At 61.1% G+C, this 18,414-nt stretch carries 9 protein-coding genes, 3 tRNA genes and 3 rRNA genes; 12 read left to right on the top strand and 3 right to left on the bottom strand.

Translation table 11 applies throughout. The features are described 5' to 3' along the window. Positions 1-26 precede the first annotated feature (26 nt). From RR42_RS30800 to RR42_RS30780, 5 genes are all read left to right on the top strand, one after another. Complete coding sequence (locus tag RR42_RS30800; RefSeq protein WP_043355600.1) at positions 27-1,619, top strand: ABC transporter ATP-binding protein; 1,593 nt, start codon at positions 27-29, stop codon at positions 1,617-1,619. Next, entirely contained in the window at positions 1,609-2,700 is a 1,092-nt protein-coding gene (locus RR42_RS30795) for an ABC transporter permease (protein WP_043355598.1), read from the top strand. The genes RR42_RS30800 and RR42_RS30795 overlap by 11 nt, the downstream gene beginning before the upstream one ends. After that, the gene (locus RR42_RS30790) at positions 2,697-3,662 is read left to right on the top strand and encodes an ABC transporter permease (protein ID WP_043355597.1); all 966 of its coding nucleotides are present in this window, start codon (positions 2,697-2,699) and stop codon (positions 3,660-3,662) included. The genes RR42_RS30795 and RR42_RS30790 overlap by 4 nt, the downstream gene beginning before the upstream one ends. A 35-nt stretch (positions 3,663-3,697) precedes the next feature. Continuing rightward, positions 3,698-4,969 carry an amidohydrolase family protein gene (locus RR42_RS30785; RefSeq protein WP_043355596.1) on the top strand — a complete coding sequence of 424 codons (1,272 nt, stop codon included), beginning with the start codon at positions 3,698-3,700 and terminating at the stop codon, positions 4,967-4,969. 100 nt (positions 4,970-5,069) lie between these two features. Then, positions 5,070-5,156 (top strand) — tRNA-Leu (locus RR42_RS30780). A gap of 251 nt (positions 5,157-5,407) precedes the next feature. Here the strand turns inward: RR42_RS30780 and RR42_RS30775 are convergent. Next, positions 5,408-6,607, bottom strand: a complete 1,200-nt coding sequence (locus RR42_RS30775) for a sterol desaturase family protein (RefSeq protein ID WP_052495288.1) — start codon at positions 6,605-6,607, stop codon at positions 5,408-5,410. A gap of 461 nt (positions 6,608-7,068) precedes the next feature. Here RR42_RS30775 and RR42_RS30770 point away from each other — a divergent pair, with 461 nt between their 5' ends. From RR42_RS30770 to rrf, 5 genes are all read left to right on the top strand, one after another. Then, complete coding sequence (locus RR42_RS30770; RefSeq protein WP_043355595.1) at positions 7,069-7,848, top strand: hypothetical protein; 780 nt, start codon at positions 7,069-7,071, stop codon at positions 7,846-7,848. Positions 7,849-7,921: 73 nt separating this feature from the next. Further along, positions 7,922-7,998, top strand: a tRNA-Arg gene (locus RR42_RS30765). Between the two features lie 580 nt (positions 7,999-8,578). Next, positions 8,579-10,110 (top strand): 16S ribosomal RNA (locus RR42_RS30760). 366 nt (positions 10,111-10,476) lie between these two features. After that, positions 10,477-13,355: ribosomal RNA gene (locus RR42_RS30755) — 23S ribosomal RNA — on the top strand. Positions 13,356-13,484: 129 nt separating this feature from the next. Further along, positions 13,485-13,597, top strand: a 5S ribosomal RNA gene (gene rrf / locus RR42_RS30750). Together the 16S, 23S and 5S rRNA genes form the textbook arrangement of a ribosomal RNA operon. A 215-nt stretch (positions 13,598-13,812) precedes the next feature. Here rrf and RR42_RS30745 read toward each other — a convergent pair. After that, complete coding sequence (locus RR42_RS30745) at positions 13,813-15,861, bottom strand: hypothetical protein (protein WP_173430738.1); 2,049 nt, start codon at positions 15,859-15,861, stop codon at positions 13,813-13,815. Between the two features lie 282 nt (positions 15,862-16,143). Here RR42_RS30745 and RR42_RS30740 point away from each other — a divergent pair, with 282 nt between their 5' ends. Together RR42_RS30740 and RR42_RS30735 are read left to right on the top strand one after the other, a co-directional pair. Beyond that, positions 16,144-16,356 (top strand): hypothetical protein, encoded by a 213-nt coding sequence (locus tag RR42_RS30740; protein ID WP_043355591.1) that lies wholly within the window; start codon positions 16,144-16,146, stop codon positions 16,354-16,356. A gap of 141 nt (positions 16,357-16,497) precedes the next feature. Then, positions 16,498-16,573: transfer RNA gene (locus RR42_RS30735), tRNA-Met, on the top strand. 501 nt (positions 16,574-17,074) lie between these two features. Here the strand turns inward: RR42_RS30735 and RR42_RS30730 are convergent. Then, positions 17,075-18,403: a CsgG/HfaB family protein gene (locus RR42_RS30730; RefSeq protein WP_043355590.1), complete on the bottom strand. Its 1,329-nt coding sequence runs from the start codon at positions 18,401-18,403 to the stop codon at positions 17,075-17,077. Positions 18,404-18,414 lie beyond the last annotated feature (11 nt).

Here is an 18,414-nt window from a genome sequence, read left to right as displayed (position 1 = left end):
CCTTTGAACGCCATCATCAGCCATCCATGCCTACCCCTATCCTGCGCCTTGCCGGTATTACCAAGCGATTCGGCCCGCTTGTGGCCAACGACGATATCTCGCTGGAGTTGCAGCGCGGGGAGGTGCTGGCCTTGCTGGGCGAGAACGGCGCCGGCAAGAGCACGCTGGTCAGCATCCTGTTCGGACACTACGTGGCCGACGCTGGCACGGTGGAGGTGGACGGCCAGCCGTTGCCGCCCGGCCAGCCGCGCGCGGCGCTGACGGCCGGCATCGGCATGGTGCACCAGCATTTCACGCTAGCCGACAATCTTTCAGTGCTGGACAACATCATGCTCGGCACCCAGCCGCTGTGGCAATGGCGCCTGGACGGGCACGCCGCGCGCGGCAAGGTGCTGGCCCTGGCTGAGCGCTTCGGCCTGGCGGTGCGCCCACAGGCAAGGGTCGGCGAACTGTCGGTGGGAGAGCGCCAGCGCGTGGAGATCGTGAAGGCGTTGTATCGCGGCGCCCGCGTGCTGATTCTCGATGAGCCGACTGCCGTCCTGACGCCGCACGAGGCCGAGACGCTGTTCTCCACGCTGGCGCAACTGATCGCCGAAGGATTGTCAGTGATTTTTATCAGCCACAAGCTTGATGAGGTGCTGCGTGTGTCCGACCGCATCGCGGTACTGCGGGGCGGCAAGCTGGTGGCGCTGTGTGCCGCGGCGCAGACCACCAAGGCCGAACTGGCAGAGTTGATGGTCGGCCGCGTGGTCGCGATGCCGGAACGCGTGGCGCGGCGGAGTGCCGAGGATGGCGCAAATGGCAACGCGGCGCCACCCGTGCTTGCGCTGGAGCACGTAGGCGCGCGCGCCGCCAACGGGCGCGCGCTGCTGCGCGAGGTCAGCCTGCAGGTGCGTGCCGGCGAGATCGTCGGCATTGCCGGTGTCTCCGGCAACGGACAGGCCGCGTTGGCGGAGCTGGCCAGCGGCATGCTGGAGGCTAGTGAGGGGCGTATCACCTTGGCAGGCAAGCCGATGTCCGCAAAGCCCCGCGCATGGATTGGGGCGGGCGTGGCACGCGTGCCGGAGGATCGCCATGCGATCGGCGTTGTGGGCGATCTTGCCGTGTGGGAGAACGCCGTTAGTGAACAACTCAGCGAACCGCGCTTTTCGCGCTGGGGTGTCATCCGGCGAGCCGCCGCGCAGCGGTTCGCGCGGGACCTGGTCGCGCGTTTCGATGTGCGCACCGCCGGCATCGATGTGCCGGCGCGAACCATGTCGGGCGGCAATATGCAAAAGCTGATCCTGGGCCGGGCGCTCTCGGTGCGCGGCGAAGGCAGCGCGCCAAGGCTGGTGGTGGCCAGCCAGCCAACCTGGGGACTCGATATCGGGGCGGTGGCTTATGTGCGCGCCCGCCTGCTCGACGCTGCGCGCGAAGGCGCTGCCGTACTGCTGATCTCCGAGGACCTGGATGAGCTGCACGCGCTGGCCGACCGCATCGCCGTGATGCATGCCGGACATCTGACCGAAGCCCGGCCTACGGCGGCGTGGACGCTGGGTGAACTCGGCCTGGCCATGGCCGGCTCGGGCGGTGGCCAGCACGCGCAAGCGGGCAAGGGGGAGGTGCTCCATGCGGCTTGAGGCCCGAACCAGCGTTTCGCGCATGGCCATGCTGGCCGCGCCCATCGTCGCCATCCTTGCCACGCTGCTGATCTGCGCCTTGCTGGTGCGCTGGGCCGGCGCACCGGTTGGACGTGCCTATGCGCTGCTGCTGGAAGGCGGCTTCGGCTCGCGCTTTGCGTGGTCGGAAACGCTCACGCGCGCCACGCCGCTGATCCTGACCGGTCTGTCGGTGGCGGTGGCCTTTCGCGCGCGGCTGTTCAATATCGGCGCGGAAGGGCAACTCTATCTCGGTGCGCTGGCCGCCGTGGCGGTTGGCGGTCAGGTCGATGGCGCGGTTGCGCCCTGGGCGCAGCAACTGCCCATGGGCTTGCTCTTTGTCCTGATGGTGGTGGCAGGCATGCTGGCCGGCGCCATGTTGCTGCTTGGGGCCGCGTGGCTCAAGACCCGGCTCGGCGTGGATGAGGTAGTCACGACCCTGCTGGCCAATTTCATCGTGTTGCTGTTCGTCTCGATGATGCTCGATGGCCCGATGAAAGACGCCACCGCGATGGGCTGGCCGCAATCAGTGGCGCTAGTGCCGGAGCTGGAGCTGGCCAGGCTGGTGGAACGCTCGCGCGTGCACAGCGGCTTGTTGCTGGCTTGCGCGCTGGCCGTGATGCTGTGGGCGGTCAACCGCTTCACGGTGTTTGGCCTGCAGATGCGCGCGGTAGGCGCCAATGCACGGGCCGCGGCCTTCGCGGGCATGCCGGTGCGCAGTGTGACGATGTGGGCCGCGTTGTTGTCCGGCGGGCTTGCGGGGCTGGCGGGTGTGGTGGAGGTGGCGGGGCGCACCAGCTACCTCACGCTCGATATATCTCCTGGCTATGGCTATGCGGGCGTGGTCATCGCCATGCTGGCCGGGCTGCATCCGCTTGGCGTGGTGGCGGCGTCGGTGTTCGTGGCCGGGGTGTTGGTGGGGGCGGATGGCATGAGCCGCGCGGCGGGCGTGCCCAACAGCATCGCCGACGTGATCGTGGCGGTGGCGCTGCTTGCCATGCTGGTGGCGACCATGCTGACACGCTACCGCATCCGCCTCGATGCCCCGGGTAAGGTGGCCTGATGGAACTGCTCGATATCGTGGCCTCGGCGCCCTTCTGGATCGCCGTACTGCGCGTGGCTACGCCGCTGATCTTCGGCACGCTGGGCGTGCTGCTGTGCGAGCGTGCCGGCGTACTCAACCTTGGCATCGAGGGCATCATGGTGGCTGGCGCTTTCAGTGGCTGGCTGGCGGTCTATCACGGTGCGCCGCTATGGGGTGGGGTGGCGGTGGCAGCCGGTGTCGGGCTGGCCTTCGGGCTACTGCATGGCTGGCTGACCGTGAGCCTGGCGCTGTCCCAGCATGTGGCTGGGCTGGGCGTGACCATGCTGGCCACCAGCCTTTCCTACTATGCCTACCGGCTCGGCTTTGCCTCGGTGTCCACGCCGCCGACCATCACGCCCTTTGCCCCGATGCACTGGATCGGCGGCGTTCCGCTGATAGGCGGTATGTTCAGCCCGGTGTTCGGTGAGGAGACCGCATTGACGCTGCTGGCGCTGGGGCTGGTGCCCGTGGTGGCCTGGCTGCTCTACCGGACTCCGCTCGGCCTGGCCGTGCGCATGGTCGGCGAGAATCCCGCCGCAGCCGAGGGGCAGGGGATTCGCGTAGGCGCGACGCGTATCGGTGCCATCATGGCGGGGTCCGCCCTGATGGCGGTGGGCGGCGCGTTCCTCACGCTATCCGCGTTCAACGCATTTTTCTTTAATATGATCAACGGCCGGGGCTGGATCTGCGTGGCGCTGGTGGTGTTTGCTTCGTGGCGGCCAGGCCGCGCGCTGGCCGGCGCGTTGCTGTTCGCCGCCTTCGACGCGCTGCAGTTGCGCTTGCAGCAAAGCGGCGCGAGCCTTCCCGGCTTGCCGCCGCTGCCTTACCAGCTTTACCTGATGTTGCCGTATGTGCTGTCGATCCTCGCGCTGGTGCTGGTGGCGCGCCGCGCCGCCTACCCGCAAGCGCTGATGAAGCCCTATCGCAGGGGTGAGCGCTGATTCCAGGCAAGCAACCATAACGAAAAGGCCGCACCATGCTCGACCTGATCCTACGCAACTGCACGCTCCCCGATGGCCGCACCGGCATCGACATCGGCATCCTGGGCGATCGCATCAAGGCGGTGGAACCGGCGCTCAAGGCGCCTGCCGCTGCCGAGGTCGATGCCGCGGGACAACTGGTGACGCCGCCATTTGTCGATGCGCATTTCCACATGGACTCGACGCTGTCCTACGGCCTGCCGCGCATCAACCAGTCCGGCACCTTGCTCGAAGGCATCGCGCTATGGGGTGAACTCAAGCCGCTGCTGACGCAGGACACCATTGTCGAGCGCGCGCTGGCCTATTGCGACTGGGCGGTGGCCAAAGGCCTGCTGGCGATCCGTTCACACGTGGATGTGTGCGACCCGCGCCTGCTTGCCACCGAGGCGCTGCTGCACGTGCGCGAGAAGGTCCGGCCTTACCTCGACCTGCAACTGGTGGCCTTTCCACAGGATGGCGTGCTGCGCGCGCCGGGCGCGCTCGACAATCTCAAGCGGGCGCTCGGCATGGGCGTGGACGTGGTGGGCGGCATCCCGCATTTCGAGCGGACCATGGCCGATGGCGCGGAGTCCGTGCGTATCCTGTGCGAACTGGCCTGTGAGCGAGGCTTGCGGGTCGACATGCATTGCGACGAAAGCGACGACCCGATGTCGCGCCATATCGAGACGCTGGCCAGCCAGACCGTGCGCCTTGGCTTGCAGGGCAGGGTGACGGGCTCGCACCTGACCTCGATGCATTCGATGGACAACTACTACGTCTCCAAGCTGATCCCGCTGATTCGGGAGTCTGGTGTGGCGGCCATCGCCAATCCGCTGATCAACATTACGCTGCAGGGCCGGCACGATAGCTACCCGAAACGGCGCGGCATGACCCGCGTGCCGGAGTTGCTGGCCGCGGGCGTGCCGGTGGCGTTCGGCCACGATTGCGTGATGGACCCGTGGTACAGCCTGGGCTCCGGCGACATGCTGGAGGTGGCGCATATGGGGCTGCACGTGGCGCAGATGACCGGGCAGGCCGCCATGCGCGCGTGCTTTGCTGCCGTCACCGAAACGCCGGCGCGCATTCTTGGGCTGGAAGGCTATGGCATTGCACCGGGCTGTCGGGCCGACCTGGTGCTGCTGCAGGCACGCGACGCGGTCGAGGCGATCCGGCTGCGCGCCACCCGTCTGCTGGTGTTGCGCGCGGGCAAGGTGGTGGCGAGCACGCGTCCCGCCACAGCCACCTTGCACCTGGACGACAGGCCTGGGCATGTCTGTTTTCAGCCTTGATCGCGGCCGCGAAAGAAATTTCAGGGCAGGAGTTGACAGCGAATTCCGTGTTCTGCATAATGTCGTTCTTCGCAGCGCTGCAACAAGGCAGCAAAACGAAGCCCAGATGGCGAAATTGGTAGACGCACTAGGTTCAGGTCCTAGCGGTGGCAACACTGTGGAGGTTCGAGTCCTCTTCTGGGCACCAAGACTCGATGAAAAAGGCCACTGCTTATGCAGTGGCCTTTTTTTTTGCCGCGCTTTCGTGCGGTTGCTACCCGCGCGGCATCCGGCGCATTTCAGGGCGCCGCCGCCCAAGGCGGCCTATTTCTCGCGCTCCACGCATTCCATCTGGTTTCGCCCCGATCCGCGATGGGACGGCGGCCGGCATAAAATATCGCCGACCTGCAGGGCTTCGATCCCGGGCTGGCACACGTCATGCCAGTATGCCGGGCCGTCTTATGCCTCGTCGTCCTTGCGCGCCGGCGGCATCGGCCGGAAGGGGAATAGCTGCTGGCGCACGAAGCCGTCCGGCATGTAGTCGCCGACCACGCCGTATTTTTCGGGGAAACGCTTGCCGGATTTCACCGCGGTGCCAAACAGGTAGTCGAGAAAGGCATAGTGCGCCGCGTAGTTCTTGTCGATCGCCTCGTCATCCGACGCATGGTGCCAGTGATGGAAATCCGGCGTGACCACCAGGTAGCGCAGCGGGCCCCACGGCAGGTGGACATTGGCGTGGTTGAACACCGCCTGGAAGCCGACGATGATGATGTACGCGTCGATGACGCTCTTGTTAAAGCCCAGCACGTAGAGCGGCGCCAACACCAGCACGCGCGTGAACACCAGTTCCAGCATGTGCTGGCGCGAGCCAGCGAGCCAGTCCATGGTCTTGGTGCTGTGGTGCACGGCGTGGAATTTCCACAGGAAGGGTACCTCGTGATACGCGCGGTGGGTCCAGTACTGCGCCAGGTCGGCCGCGAGAATGCACAGCAGCAGTTGCAGCACGAAGGGAATGCCCCCCACGAACGCGTGCACGCTGTCGCGCACCAGCCAGCCGAACAAGCGGAAAATGAGGAAGTTAACCGTCAGCAGGATCAGGCCAACGATGAAGTGGTTGACCGCAAAGTGCACCAGGTCGGTCTGCCATTCGCGCCGGAATACGGCCTGCCCGCGATAGAGCGGGAACATCTTTTCGATCACGACGAAGATCAGCGTTGAGCCGAGCAGGTCGAGGATGAACCAGTCCAGGCCGATGTACGGCGTGTGGTCCGGGAAGTCGCCCACGGCTACGCGTGAGCCGCCCAGCGCCACCGCCAGCGCTACCAGTGCGAATGCCGCGGCGTTCAGGCTGCGCTTGCGGCCCAGCACCAGGTTGCTCAGCGACATGCCGCCGGACACCAGCAGCGCGGCAAACAGCACGTGACGCAACACGTCGACCGAATACTTGTGGCGTAGCTCGGGCGTGGTCAGGTATTGCGGGAAATGGAAGGCAATCACGCCCAGCAGGCTCAGCCCGCCCAGGGCCAGCGCAAGGATGGCGGTAATCATGCCGCGCCCGGCTTCGAGCTCGCCGCTGCTGCCCAGCAGTTCGCGGGTGTCACGCAGGACGTTGTGTACCGGAGCGATCGGCAACTTGCCGACGGCGCCATTCTGTTTCATCTTTGAAGCATCGCGCTCGCCAGGATTGTCAGGCCTGTCAATGGGGTCGTTGGTCATCAGGATCTTCCGCTTTTCCGTTGATTCGCTTCTTCTTGCACCGCTAAGGCTGGCTCGCCGAGCTTTCGTCCTGCGTCCCGGCGGGCAGCCGCGATCCTAGCGGAGCGCCTCTGGTTTGCATAGCAATGTGGCAGCGGCCGGCACGATCCGGCCGCTCGCCAGGCGGCCCTGTGCGGCGCCCCACGCAAGGCGCGCCCGACCCCTAACGCTTGCGCTTTGTTTGACCTATGCTCAAACAGAGTCGACATGGTTCATTTCAGCCAGGGGTTGCAGTCATGGCCAGGGGTGTGTCATCTGCGAGCGTGACGCAGGGCGGTGCAGGCACGGCAGGGACCGGGTTTTGCGCATACGGCGCCCATCCCCACCCCCATCCTTACCGGCTTTGTTGCTGCTCGATCCTTGCGATGCTGGTGGCCTCCCTGGCGCAGGCCGAAGAGCGTCCCTCCGGCAGCAAGGCTGGTCTCGGCTGGGACCAGCTCGAACCCGATTCCTTTGCGCAGCTTGCAGGTGAATCCCCGTCGCCGGCGGCGCCAGCCAGTGGTGGCGATGTGCAGGCACCGCTGGTCGCGTCGATTGGCAAGTGGTCCTCCTGGGCCGGCAGTACTTCCGCTGCATCGGCTCTGCCCAGCGCGGATAATGATGCCCCCGGGCTCTCGGCGGCCTTGCGCGATCCGGGTTATGCCGAACCCGCCAGCCGGCCGCGACACGCCGAGTTCTTCCTGCGGCTGGACGATGCCACTTCGGCCACCGGCGTCGTTGGCGGCCGGATACAAAGCATGGCACTCGCGCTGGATACCGTATTGCCGCGCAGCGGAGGCCTGACGATACAGTCGCGCTTGCAACTCGCCTATCAGCCCGGCCTCGATAAGAATGCAACCGGTTTTCTCTCCGGGCAGCCTGCGGATGCAAGCGCCGCGGAGGTGGTGGTGCGAGTCTACCGGACGCAGCCGACCCGGCTAACCGGCGTCGGCGGGGTGTACCCCTTTGTCGAGGCGGATCTTTGGCAGGACCACAAGCAGGTGATCAACATCAATGGCACCCGCATCGATCCCGACATGCTGCGCGGGCTACTCTCCGTCAACCTTGGCGCGCACGGCAGCACGAACGGGGGCGTCAAGCTCTGGGTCAAGCTGAAAGCCGGGCGCAATCCTGGGGGCACGCTGGGCGCGCGCTATCGCTGGTAGCCATGACCGGCAGGCAAAAAAGGGGGGGGGGCTTGCATTTTTTTCTCACTGCGCTAGAATGCCGTCTTCGCGTGCGGCTGTAGCTCAGTTGGATAGAGTACTTGGCTACGAACCAAGGGGTCGTGGGTTCGAATCCTGCCAGCCGCACCACTTATTTGAGCAGTAAAAGAAGCACAAAAAATGGCCTGGCGCGTTAAGCGCGTCAGGCCATTTTTTTGTTTGTGCCTGGACTGTTCCCGAAATTGCGCCACAAAGAGTGATCGAAAAGGCGCTCATAATATTTCTCGAAAGGGGCTTGTCAGGCTGGTCTGGACCCTTTAGTATTCGCCCCCTCGCAACACGAACAACGCGCTGCAAAGCAGGCGGGGCAAGGGTTGTGGGGTTAGCGGCAAGGGCGGGCAGAGCAAAAATAGCAAAGCTTGCTGAAGCAGCAAAAGATTAAAAGTGTTTGACGAAACGTAGAAAGTTCTTTATAGTCTCGTTTCTCTGCTGCAGCAAACGCAGCGACGCGGTAAGCAAAGCGAATCGCGGAAAGTTCTTTAACAAACAAACAACCGATAAGTGTGGGCGCTTGATAGCGGATGCGGAAGACTTCGGTCTTTTAGCTTACAAGTTATAAAGTGCTCGCACAGTAAAACATGTTGGTTATGTCTTCGGATGTAACCAGTCAGTTTTCTGAGAGTGAGCGACCGCTCGAAAGAGCGAGGTTCTTCGGAACCACACAGGTATTAAACTGAAGAGTTTGATCCTGGCTCAGATTGAACGCTGGCGGCATGCCTTACACATGCAAGTCGAACGGCAGCACGGGAGCAATCCTGGTGGCGAGTGGCGAACGGGTGAGTAATACATCGGAACGTGCCCTGTCGTGGGGGATAACTAGTCGAAAGATTAGCTAATACCGCATACGACCTGAGGGTGAAAGCGGGGGACCGCAAGGCCTCGCGCGATAGGAGCGGCCGATGTCTGATTAGCTAGTTGGTGGGGTAAAGGCCCACCAAGGCGACGATCAGTAGCTGGTCTGAGAGGACGATCAGCCACACTGGGACTGAGACACGGCCCAGACTCCTACGGGAGGCAGCAGTGGGGAATTTTGGACAATGGGGGCAACCCTGATCCAGCAATGCCGCGTGTGTGAAGAAGGCCTTCGGGTTGTAAAGCACTTTTGTCCGGAAAGAAATCCCTTGCTCTAATACAGCGGGGGGATGACGGTACCGGAAGAATAAGCACCGGCTAACTACGTGCCAGCAGCCGCGGTAATACGTAGGGTGCGAGCGTTAATCGGAATTACTGGGCGTAAAGCGTGCGCAGGCGGTTTTGTAAGACAGGCGTGAAATCCCCGAGCTCAACTTGGGAATGGCGCTTGTGACTGCAAGGCTAGAGTATGTCAGAGGGGGGTAGAATTCCACGTGTAGCAGTGAAATGCGTAGAGATGTGGAGGAATACCGATGGCGAAGGCAGCCCCCTGGGACGTCACTGACGCTCATGCACGAAAGCGTGGGGAGCAAACAGGATTAGATACCCTGGTAGTCCACGCCCTAAACGATGTCAACTAGTTGTTGGGGATTCATTTCTTCAGTAACGTAGCTAACGCGTGAAGTTGACCGCCTGGGGAGTACGGTCGCAAGATTAAAACTCAAAGGAATTGACGGGGACCCGCACAAGCGGTGGATGATGTGGATTAATTCGATGCAACGCGAAAAACCTTACCTACCCTTGACATGCCACTAACGAAGCAGAGATGCATTAGGTGCTCGAAAGAGAAAGTGGACACAGGTGCTGCATGGCTGTCGTCAGCTCGTGTCGTGAGATGTTGGGTTAAGTCCCGCAACGAGCGCAACCCTTGTCTTTAGTTGCTACGCAAGAGCACTCTAGAGAGACTGCCGGTGACAAACCGGAGGAAGGTGGGGATGACGTCAAGTCCTCATGGCCCTTATGGGTAGGGCTTCACACGTCATACAATGGTGCGTACAGAGGGTTGCCAACCCGCGAGGGGGAGCTAATCCCAGAAAACGCATCGTAGTCCGGATCGTAGTCTGCAACTCGACTACGTGAAGCTGGAATCGCTAGTAATCGCGGATCAGCATGCCGCGGTGAATACGTTCCCGGGTCTTGTACACACCGCCCGTCACACCATGGGAGTGGGTTTTGCCAGAAGTAGTTAGCCTAACCGTAAGGGGGGCGATTACCACGGCAGGGTTCATGACTGGGGTGAAGTCGTAACAAGGTAGCCGTATCGGAAGGTGCGGCTGGATCACCTCCTTTCAGAGCGTGCATCTCAAGTCGAGCGTTCACACTTATCGGTTTGTTGGTTGTTAGAGCCAGGATGCGCGGTGCGTGTCTTGCGTAGCATGGTCAAATGCAAGCGCTTAGCATTGAGCGTTTGCATTTGGCTTTGCCAAGACGACATGAGACCCAGTCTCAGTCGGCTGTTCTTTAAAAATATGGGATGTAGTAAAGGTGTCGTGAGCGTTGATGAGACGCTGTAGTAAAACACGATACCGGGTTGTGATTGTATCAACCGAAATGTATTTAAGTGATCGAAAGATGACTTGGAATACGGCACAAATGCGAGAACTCATCCTGTAGCGAGCACGGCTTGAACGCAAGTTTGAGACACACTCGTTATAGGGTCAAGCGAACAAGTGCATGTGGTGGATGCCTTGGCGATCACAGGCGATGAAGGACGCGGTAGCCTGCGAAAAGCTTCGGGGAGCTGGCAAACAAGCTTTGATCCGGAGATGTCCGAATGGGGAAACCCGGCCCTTATGGGTCATCCCTGACTGAATACATAGGTCAGGGAAGCGAACGCGGCGAACTGAAACATCTAAGTAGCTGCAGGAACAGAAATCAACCGAGATTCCCAGAGTAGTGGCGAACGAAATGGGAAGAGCCTTGTACTCTTTAGCAGCATTGTTAGCAGAACGGGATGGAAAGCCCGGCCATAGCAGGTGATAGCCCTGTATGCGAAAACAGCGTTGTGGAACTAGGTGTACGACAAGTAGGGCGGGACACGTGAAATCCTGTCTGAAGATGGGGGGACCATCCTCCAAGGCTAAATACTCGTGATCGACCGATAGTGAACCAGTACCGTGAGGGAAAGGCGAAAAGAACCCCGGGAGGGGAGTGAAATAGATCCTGAAACCGCATGCATACAAACAGTCGGAGCCTGGAAACGGGTGACGGCGTACCTTTTGTATAATGGGTCAGCGACTTACATTCAGTGGCAAGCTTAACCGATTAGGGAAGGCGTAGCGAAAGCGAGTCCGAATAGGGCGTTCAGTCGCTGGGTGTAGACCCGAAACCAGACGATCTATCCATGGCCAGGTTGAAGGTGCGGTAACACGTACTGGAGGACCGAACCCACTAACGTTGAAAAGTTAGGGGATGAGCTGTGGATAGGGGTGAAAGGCTAAACAAGTCTGGAAATAGCTGGTTCTCTCCGAAAACTATTTAGGTAGTGCCTCGTGTCTCACCTTCGGGGGTAGAGCACTGTCATGGTTGGGGGGTCTATTGCTGATTACCCCGCCATAGCAAACTCCGAATACCGAAGAGTGCAATCACGGGAGACAGACATCGGGTGCTAACGTCCGGTGTCAAGAGGGAAACAACCCAGACCGCCAGCTAAGGTCCCTAAGATTGGCTAAGTGGGAAACGAAGTGGGAAGGCTAAAACAGTCAGGAGGTTGGCTTAGAAGCAGCCATCCTTTAAAGAAAGCGTAATAGCTCACTGATCGAGTCGTCCTGCGCGGAAGATGTAACGGGGCTAAGCCAGTCACCGAAGCTGCGGATGCACGTAAGTGCATGGTAGGAGAGCGTTCTGTAAGCCTGTGAAGGTGTCTTGTAAAGGATGCTGGAGGTATCAGAAGTGCGAATGCTGACATGAGTAGCGATAAAGGGGGTGAAAAGCCCCCTCGCCGTAAGCCCAAGGTTTCCTACGCAACGTTCATCGGCGTAGGGTGAGTCGGCCCCTAAGGCGAGGCAGAGATGCGTAGCTGATGGGAAGCAGGTTAATATTCCTGCACCGTCGTATGATGCGATGGGGGGACGGATCGCGGAAGGTTGTCCGGGTGTTGGAAGTCCCGGTCCCTGCATTGGAGAAGGCGCTTAGGCAAATCCGGGCGCGGAATTCAAGGATGCGGGGCGAGCGGCCTAGTGCTGCGAAGCAATTGGAAGTGGTTCCAAGAAAAGCCTCTAAGCTTCAGTCATACGAGACCGTACCGCAAACCGACACAGGTGGGCGAGATGAGTATTCTAAGGCGCTTGAGAGAACTCGGGAGAAGGAACTCGGCAAATTGGTACCGTAACTTCGGGATAAGGTACGCCCTTGTAGCTTGACTGGCCTGCGCCAGGAGGGTGAAGGGGTTGCAATAAAATGGTGGCTGCGACTGTTTAATAAAAACACAGCACTCTGCAAACACGAAAGTGGACGTATAGGGTGTGACGCCTGCCCGGTGCCGGAAGATTAAATGATGGGGTGCAAGCTCTTGATTGAAGTCCCGGTAAACGGCGGCCGTAACTATAACGGTCCTAAGGTAGCGAAATTCCTTGTCGGGTAAGTTCCGACCTGCACGAATGGCGTAACGATGGCCACACTGTCTCCTCCCGAGACTCAGCGAAGTTGAAGTGTTTGTGATGATGCAATCTCCCCGCGGCTAGACGGAAAGACCCCATGAACCTTTACTGTAGCTTTGCATTGGACTTTGAACCGATCTGTGTAGGATAGGTGGGAGGCTTTGAAGCGTGGACGCTAGTCTGCGTGGAGCCGTCCTTGAAATACCACCCTGGTTTGTTTGAGGTTCTAACCTTGGTCCGTGAATCCGGATCGGGGACAGTGCATGGTAGGCAGTTTGACTGGGGCGGTCTCCTCCCAAAGTGTAACGGAGGAGTTCGAAGGTACGCTTGGTACGGTCGGACATCGTACCTAAAGTGCAATGGCAAAAGCGTGCTTAACTGCGAGACCGACAAGTCGAGCAGGTGCGAAAGCAGGACATAGTGATCCGGTGGTTCTGAATGGAAGGGCCATCGCTCAACGGATAAAAGGTACTCTGGGGATAACAGGCTGATACCGCCCAAGAGTTCATATCGACGGCGGTGTTTGGCACCTCGATGTCGGCTCATCTCATCCTGGGGCTGTAGCCGGTCCCAAGGGTATGGCTGTTCGCCATTTAAAGAGGTACGTGAGCTGGGTTTAAAACGTCGTGAGACAGTTTGGTCCCTATCTGCCGTGGGCGTTGGAATCTTGACGGGGGCTGCTCCTAGTACGAGAGGACCGGAGTGGACGTACCGCTGGTGTACCTGTTGTCTCGCCAGAGGCATCGCAGGGTAGCTATGTACGGAAGAGATAACCGCTGAAAGCATCTAAGCGGGAAACTCGCCTGAAGATGAGGATTCCCTGGAGCCTTGAGCTCCTTGAAGGGTCGTTCGAGACCAGGACGTTGATAGGCTGGGTGTGGAAGCGCAGTAATGCGTTAAGCTAACCAGTACTAATTGCCCGTAAGGCTTGATCCTATAACCAGTGTGTTTCTACCTGGTGTGAGTGTCGCGTGCCGCTGCGCAGCAGCTTGGCCGATACGCACAACCCCTTACTACATCCCTATTCGCTGCGTTGAGCAACCCTCAGCGCGGCCACCGTTTATGCCTGGTGACCATAGCGAGTTGGAACCACCCCTTCCCATCCCGAACAGGACCGTGAAACGACTCCACGCCGATGATAGTGCGGATACCCGTGTGAAAGTAGGTAATCGCCAGGCTCTCCCTTGAAACCCCCCAGTACGAAAGTACTGGGGGGTTTTGCTTTTGCGCGATCGAAATAGCGATCGAAAATAGCGGTGGAAATGGCGATGAATTGCCGATGCCGAGATGGAGATATCCGGCTCATTCGTGATGAAAAAGGCCGGCAAGCGCCGGCCTTTTTCCATCCATGCGTAATCGCCGCTGACCATTATCAACGGCGATAGCATTTCCGTTACCGCACTGTACCAACAATACGCACGAACTTCTGCGTGTCGTCCGCAGTCGTGGATCGGATTTCGACAGTGCGCTGGTCGCCCGCCAGGCCAAATGCCGGGAACACGGCGGTGCTGCAGGACGTCAGCGCGCTGGATGCCGAATTGGTTGCACTGACCGTATCGCTGCGAGCGGACCGCGCGACAGGCAATCCCTGAATCAGTACGCGCTCGGGCAGTGGCACTGCACTCTGCAGGGCGCCAAACGCCAGGGCGCGGTCGACAGGCTCTGCGTTTTGCGTCCAGCTGATCTGCGTGCCGGACTGCGCCGCAGTCTTGCTGCCCCCCGTGGTGACAAAGTCCAGGCTGCCTGCATCGATGCTGTTCCAGGTCTGCCGTGCCAGTACCGACGGCGTGAGCACGCTGCCCGACGTAGTCACGTAGAACGAATCGTCAGCCGCTGCCAGGCTGGTTTTGTAGCTGGTGTCGAGGTTGCGGTTCCACACCTCGAACTTGTAGCGGCCATAGGCCGGAAGGTTCTCGATGGCGGAGTCCGACAGGGCTGCAGGCAGGTACGTGTTGCCGCCGCTGGATAGCCCGCCCCACTTCACTGCCTGGTTGCTATCGATTGCCGTGGCCGCCAGGACCACAGTGCTGCTCGATTGCCCGCTGTTGCCGATGATCTGGTTGGGCATCACAGGGTCGTCTGTGGCGTAGGTCAGCGATCCGGCCAGATTTTGTACTACCAGATTGCTGTAGCTGCCGCAAACGCGCGAGCGCGAGAGGGTAATGCCCGCAGCCGGCAATCCCGGGCCCGTCACCCGTACCAGTTGCACATTCGTACCTGCGCCCCGGGCGGGGTTGAACAGAAAACGCAGCGAACTCTCATAGCGCGATACGATTCCCTGCGCCGATAGCGGATTCAACTCGGTGACCTTGCTGATTCGCCGCGTGACCGCAGCTTCGTAGCTGCGCTGGTTGCCCGTCAACTGCCAGCCGGCGGGCGCGCGATTGGTGACAATGCGTGTGATGTGGTCGGTGGACTTGTCGGCGCGAATGAAGGGCAGGCGTACTAGCGCGGTCGCCTGATTCTGCGCATTGGTCGAATTGAACAGGACAACTGGCGCCTCGAACTTCGCGCCCTTCATGTCGCTCGCAGCCAGCAGGGCGAACAGGTCGTCGCGAGCGGTGTAGCTGTTGTTCAGGTAATCGCTCGACAATGCGGTGCTGCAAGCGCCAAGCACGCTGGTGCCATCCGCGCGGGCGGTGGGGTCCAGCGCAAAGCAGGCCTGAAGGGCAGCACGGATGCCTTCAAACGTTGCTGCATTGGTCTTGACTTCGGGCTTGGGCAATGCGGGCGGAGGCGATGCCAGCGAGTCCGCCGTCAGGATGACTTCGTGCGCGGCATTGTTGCCGGTGATCACGGAGCCGGTGCTCGTCAGCTTTGCGCCGCTCGTTGTCAGCGTGACCCGGATGACGTCGAGAACGCTATCGGCGCCTTCCCCCTGCTTGCTGAGCGGCGTGGAAATCGGATCGAAGGCGGCGGGGTCCAGCCCCGCATCGCGCGTGACATTGGCAAGCACGGAGCGCAGCAAGCTGACGATTTGCTGCACCTGGGCACTGCTTGCCTTGCTGCCAAGCACCGACGATTTCGTCAGGTCCAGGGGGTTGCCACCAACCAGCAGCGCTGCCACGGCGGTCGTCAGCGGCGTCACGTTGACGGTGGCGGAGCCATTGGTTGGCTTGGTCGCCAGCACCGAGACATAGGTCAGCTGGTCGCCGCCGCTGCTGCCCGTTGCGACAACTGCAAACGGTGCGCGGAAAGCGGTGACATCGAATTCAAAATGGCCACTGCCATCCGCCGTGTTGCTGCCCACGACTTTTCCGTCGGCGTCATAGACGGTGACCAGGGCATTGGCCATAAAGGCGCCGCTGGCTGCCGTGCCTTGCAGCGTTACCTTGCCGGCCTGGCTCGCCGCCGTGCTGCCGTCTCCGCCTCCGCCACACGCACTCAATACGGCAAGCGTGATCGCTGCAACTGCGGGCGTGAACAGGGTGCGGCGATTCATCCCCGACCTGGATTCCCCTCTAATATTCATTGGTTTTCCCTTTCATTATTATCTGTAGATACAGCGGGTTTTCGCGTCCCTGACCACGCTGGGCATGCAGGTTACAGGAAGAGATGTAGGCGGCACTCCCCCCGGTGGTGGGGTTATTTGGCAATTTTGCAAAAAATGACAATTGGCACTTTGTGTCGGGGATACAGCGGTGCTCATGCGAATGAAGAACCCTGCGCGTGCTAGGATCCAGCGAGATTTCGACGAGAAGCATGCAGGGGAGCCAGGACTCAGATGGAAAGCGGCATCACAGAGTACAAAGGGTATGTAGTCCACGTCTTCTGCAAGACGATCAAGGACGGTTTGCACATCGCGTCGTGCGCGATCTGGGAGGACGGGGCGGTAGTGCAGGATTCCAAATCCATTGGCCGTAATCACGCCACGGCAGCCGATGCAAAAACCGCGGCTTACGAGTGGGCGAAGCAGTGGATCGATGGAAATGGCTGAGTGGCGCTGACGCGGCTGGGTGCACTCGCGAGCGTACATGGAGCGGCAGTCGCCGCACGCCAAAAGAATGGGCGCTAGCACTTTTCAGTTCTTTTTGTATTAGGGCTATCCAGATGCCGCCAATCCGCGTATATTCTCATTCGCGGGGTGGAGCAGTTGGCAGCTCGTCGGGCTCATAACCCGAAGGTCGCAGGTTCAAGTCCTGCCCCCGCAACCAAATTCCAAAAGCCCGTCCGGTTCAAGCCGCACGGGCTTTTTGCTTTGTCGCCCTGCAGTTGTGCGCTAGGCGAAATCACCCGGTGGGTCGTGCGGGATGGTCCACTTGACCGGCTTTTCTTCCGTGGCCGGTGGCGGCTTCTGCGATCGCGAAGGGGGTTGGGGCGCAATCTGAGACAGGCGTTGATCGGACGATACATTGACGGTTTCCTCATTACCGTCTTCTGACCAATACCTGAGCGTCACTGACATGTTCCTCTCCGGTAAGTGACTCAAGGAACCCCACCTGCCAGTCGCGCAGGAGGGGGCCAACTCTCACCTTAGGACCATTTCGCGCGCTTGCCTGTCGTCAATGGCAATGGCAATGGCAATGGCGATGGCATGCGCAGGCGGCGCCCGGAATGGACAAAGCCGCACGCCAGGACGGCATGCGGCTTTGTGGTGCGAGCCGTCTTTCAGACCGGCTGGCGCCAAGGCTTCAACAGATCACCTAATCACCCGATCACCAGTTCGAGTCGCTCTTGGGCGGCCCGAAGGACTCTTCCTTGCGCGGTGCGTCCTTCTTCCTGGGCTTGGTATCAGCCGCCGGCGGCGCCGGCGGAATTTCCGCGCGCAGCTGCAGGGAGCCAGCCGGCACATCGTCGAGCTTTAACTTGACGTCTTCCAGATGCCCGTACGACAAGGAGGGCGTGACCCGGTCCACCACCACGGTGCAGCACTCCTGCTCGGTGCGTCCGAGCGAGCGGCCGGTCTGCGGATCGCGCAGCTCGTTGCCCAGCATGACGACCTGATAGGCCGTGCCGCTGCTCACCGACTGGCCACCCTGGCTCAGCACTACGTTGTGGCCATCGCGGGAGGCTACGCTGACCGGGTAGAGGCGCACCAGGATGTCGGCTACCACCTTGGAGACGACGGCGCTTTCCATGGCTTGCACGCGCTCGCCTGCCGCGCGTCCGGCGTCGCCCTTGGCGGTGTTGCTGAACAGGACTTCGCTGGTGGTCACGTTGACGAACTTTTGCGAGACCGACCACTGCCCTGGCGCGCTGCCCTCACCATCCGCATTGGCGCGGCGTCCCGGCTCAAATGCATTGACACGGCCAAACCAGATCAGGTCCGCACCGAGTCCCTGGCCGAGCTTGGCGAACTGGTCCGCCGAAGTCTGGCCGTTCGAGATGCGATCCATTTCGTCACCGAGCTCCGGCGCGAAATCGCGCTCCAGCACGGTAAAGCGTCCGCTCTGCGTCAGCGCGTCCATAATGCGCTGGCGCAGCTCGGCGGCGATGCGCACGGTGTCGCCGCCGGCGCGGCTGTCCACGCGTAGCGGCGCAATGGCGATGCGCAGCTTGCCCTGGTCCGCCGGCGCCTTGTACTTGGCCACATTGGCTTCGATGGTGGCCTTGATCATGCGCTCGGTCAGGCCGGGCTCGCTGATTTCGATCACCTTGAAGTTGCTGATGGCGCCACGGCTGCTCTGGCTCACCAGCTCCGCGAAGCCGGCCGAGCTCAGCGTGAGCGGATCGCGTCCCACGGCCAGGCCCAGCACCGACTTGAACTGCGTCGACGACTGCTCGATGGTCATGCCATTGACCTGCATGACGGCCTGGCGCAGTGCCTGGTCGATGGCTTCGGCCGGCGTATGGCCAAGCCCGGTGGTGGTGACCCGCACCGTTTCGACCTGGCCGACGTCGGGTGCGCCACTGCCGCTCGCCACCGGCGCGGAAGCGCCGGCGGATGCGGCGGCGGGTGGCGTCTCTGCGTCACGGCCTTTGCAGCCAGCCACCGACACCGTCAATGCGAGGCCGCACACGGCCAGCGCACGATGCCATTTCATGGGGAGTGTTC

This window comes from Cupriavidus basilensis, from assembly GCF_000832305.1.
Classification (GTDB): domain Bacteria; phylum Pseudomonadota; class Gammaproteobacteria; order Burkholderiales; family Burkholderiaceae; genus Cupriavidus; species Cupriavidus basilensis_F.
This window is presented reverse-complemented; position numbering and strand designations above follow the sequence as displayed.

What these genes read in the sequence shown, in the direction of transcription:
- RR42_RS30785 (WP_043355596.1), top strand. Translation starts at nt 3,698, where the DNA reads ATGCTCGACCTGATCCTACGCAACTGCACGCTCCCCGATGGCCGCACC.
- RR42_RS30795 (WP_043355598.1), top strand. Translation starts at nt 1,609, where the DNA reads ATGCGGCTTGAGGCCCGAACCAGCGTTTCGCGCATGGCCATGCTGGCC.
- RR42_RS30730 (WP_043355590.1), bottom strand. Translation starts at nt 18,403, where the DNA reads ATGAAATGGCATCGTGCGCTGGCCGTGTGCGGCCTCGCATTGACGGTG.
- RR42_RS30770 (WP_043355595.1), top strand. Translation starts at nt 7,069, where the DNA reads ATGCTGGTGGCCTCCCTGGCGCAGGCCGAAGAGCGTCCCTCCGGCAGC.
- RR42_RS30800 (WP_043355600.1), top strand. Translation starts at nt 27, where the DNA reads ATGCCTACCCCTATCCTGCGCCTTGCCGGTATTACCAAGCGATTCGGC.
- RR42_RS30775 (WP_052495288.1), bottom strand. Translation starts at nt 6,607, where the DNA reads ATGAAACAGAATGGCGCCGTCGGCAAGTTGCCGATCGCTCCGGTACAC.
- RR42_RS30740 (WP_043355591.1), top strand. Translation starts at nt 16,144, where the DNA reads ATGGAAAGCGGCATCACAGAGTACAAAGGGTATGTAGTCCACGTCTTC.
- RR42_RS30745 (WP_173430738.1), bottom strand. Translation starts at nt 15,861, where the DNA reads ATGAATCGCCGCACCCTGTTCACGCCCGCAGTTGCAGCGATCACGCTT.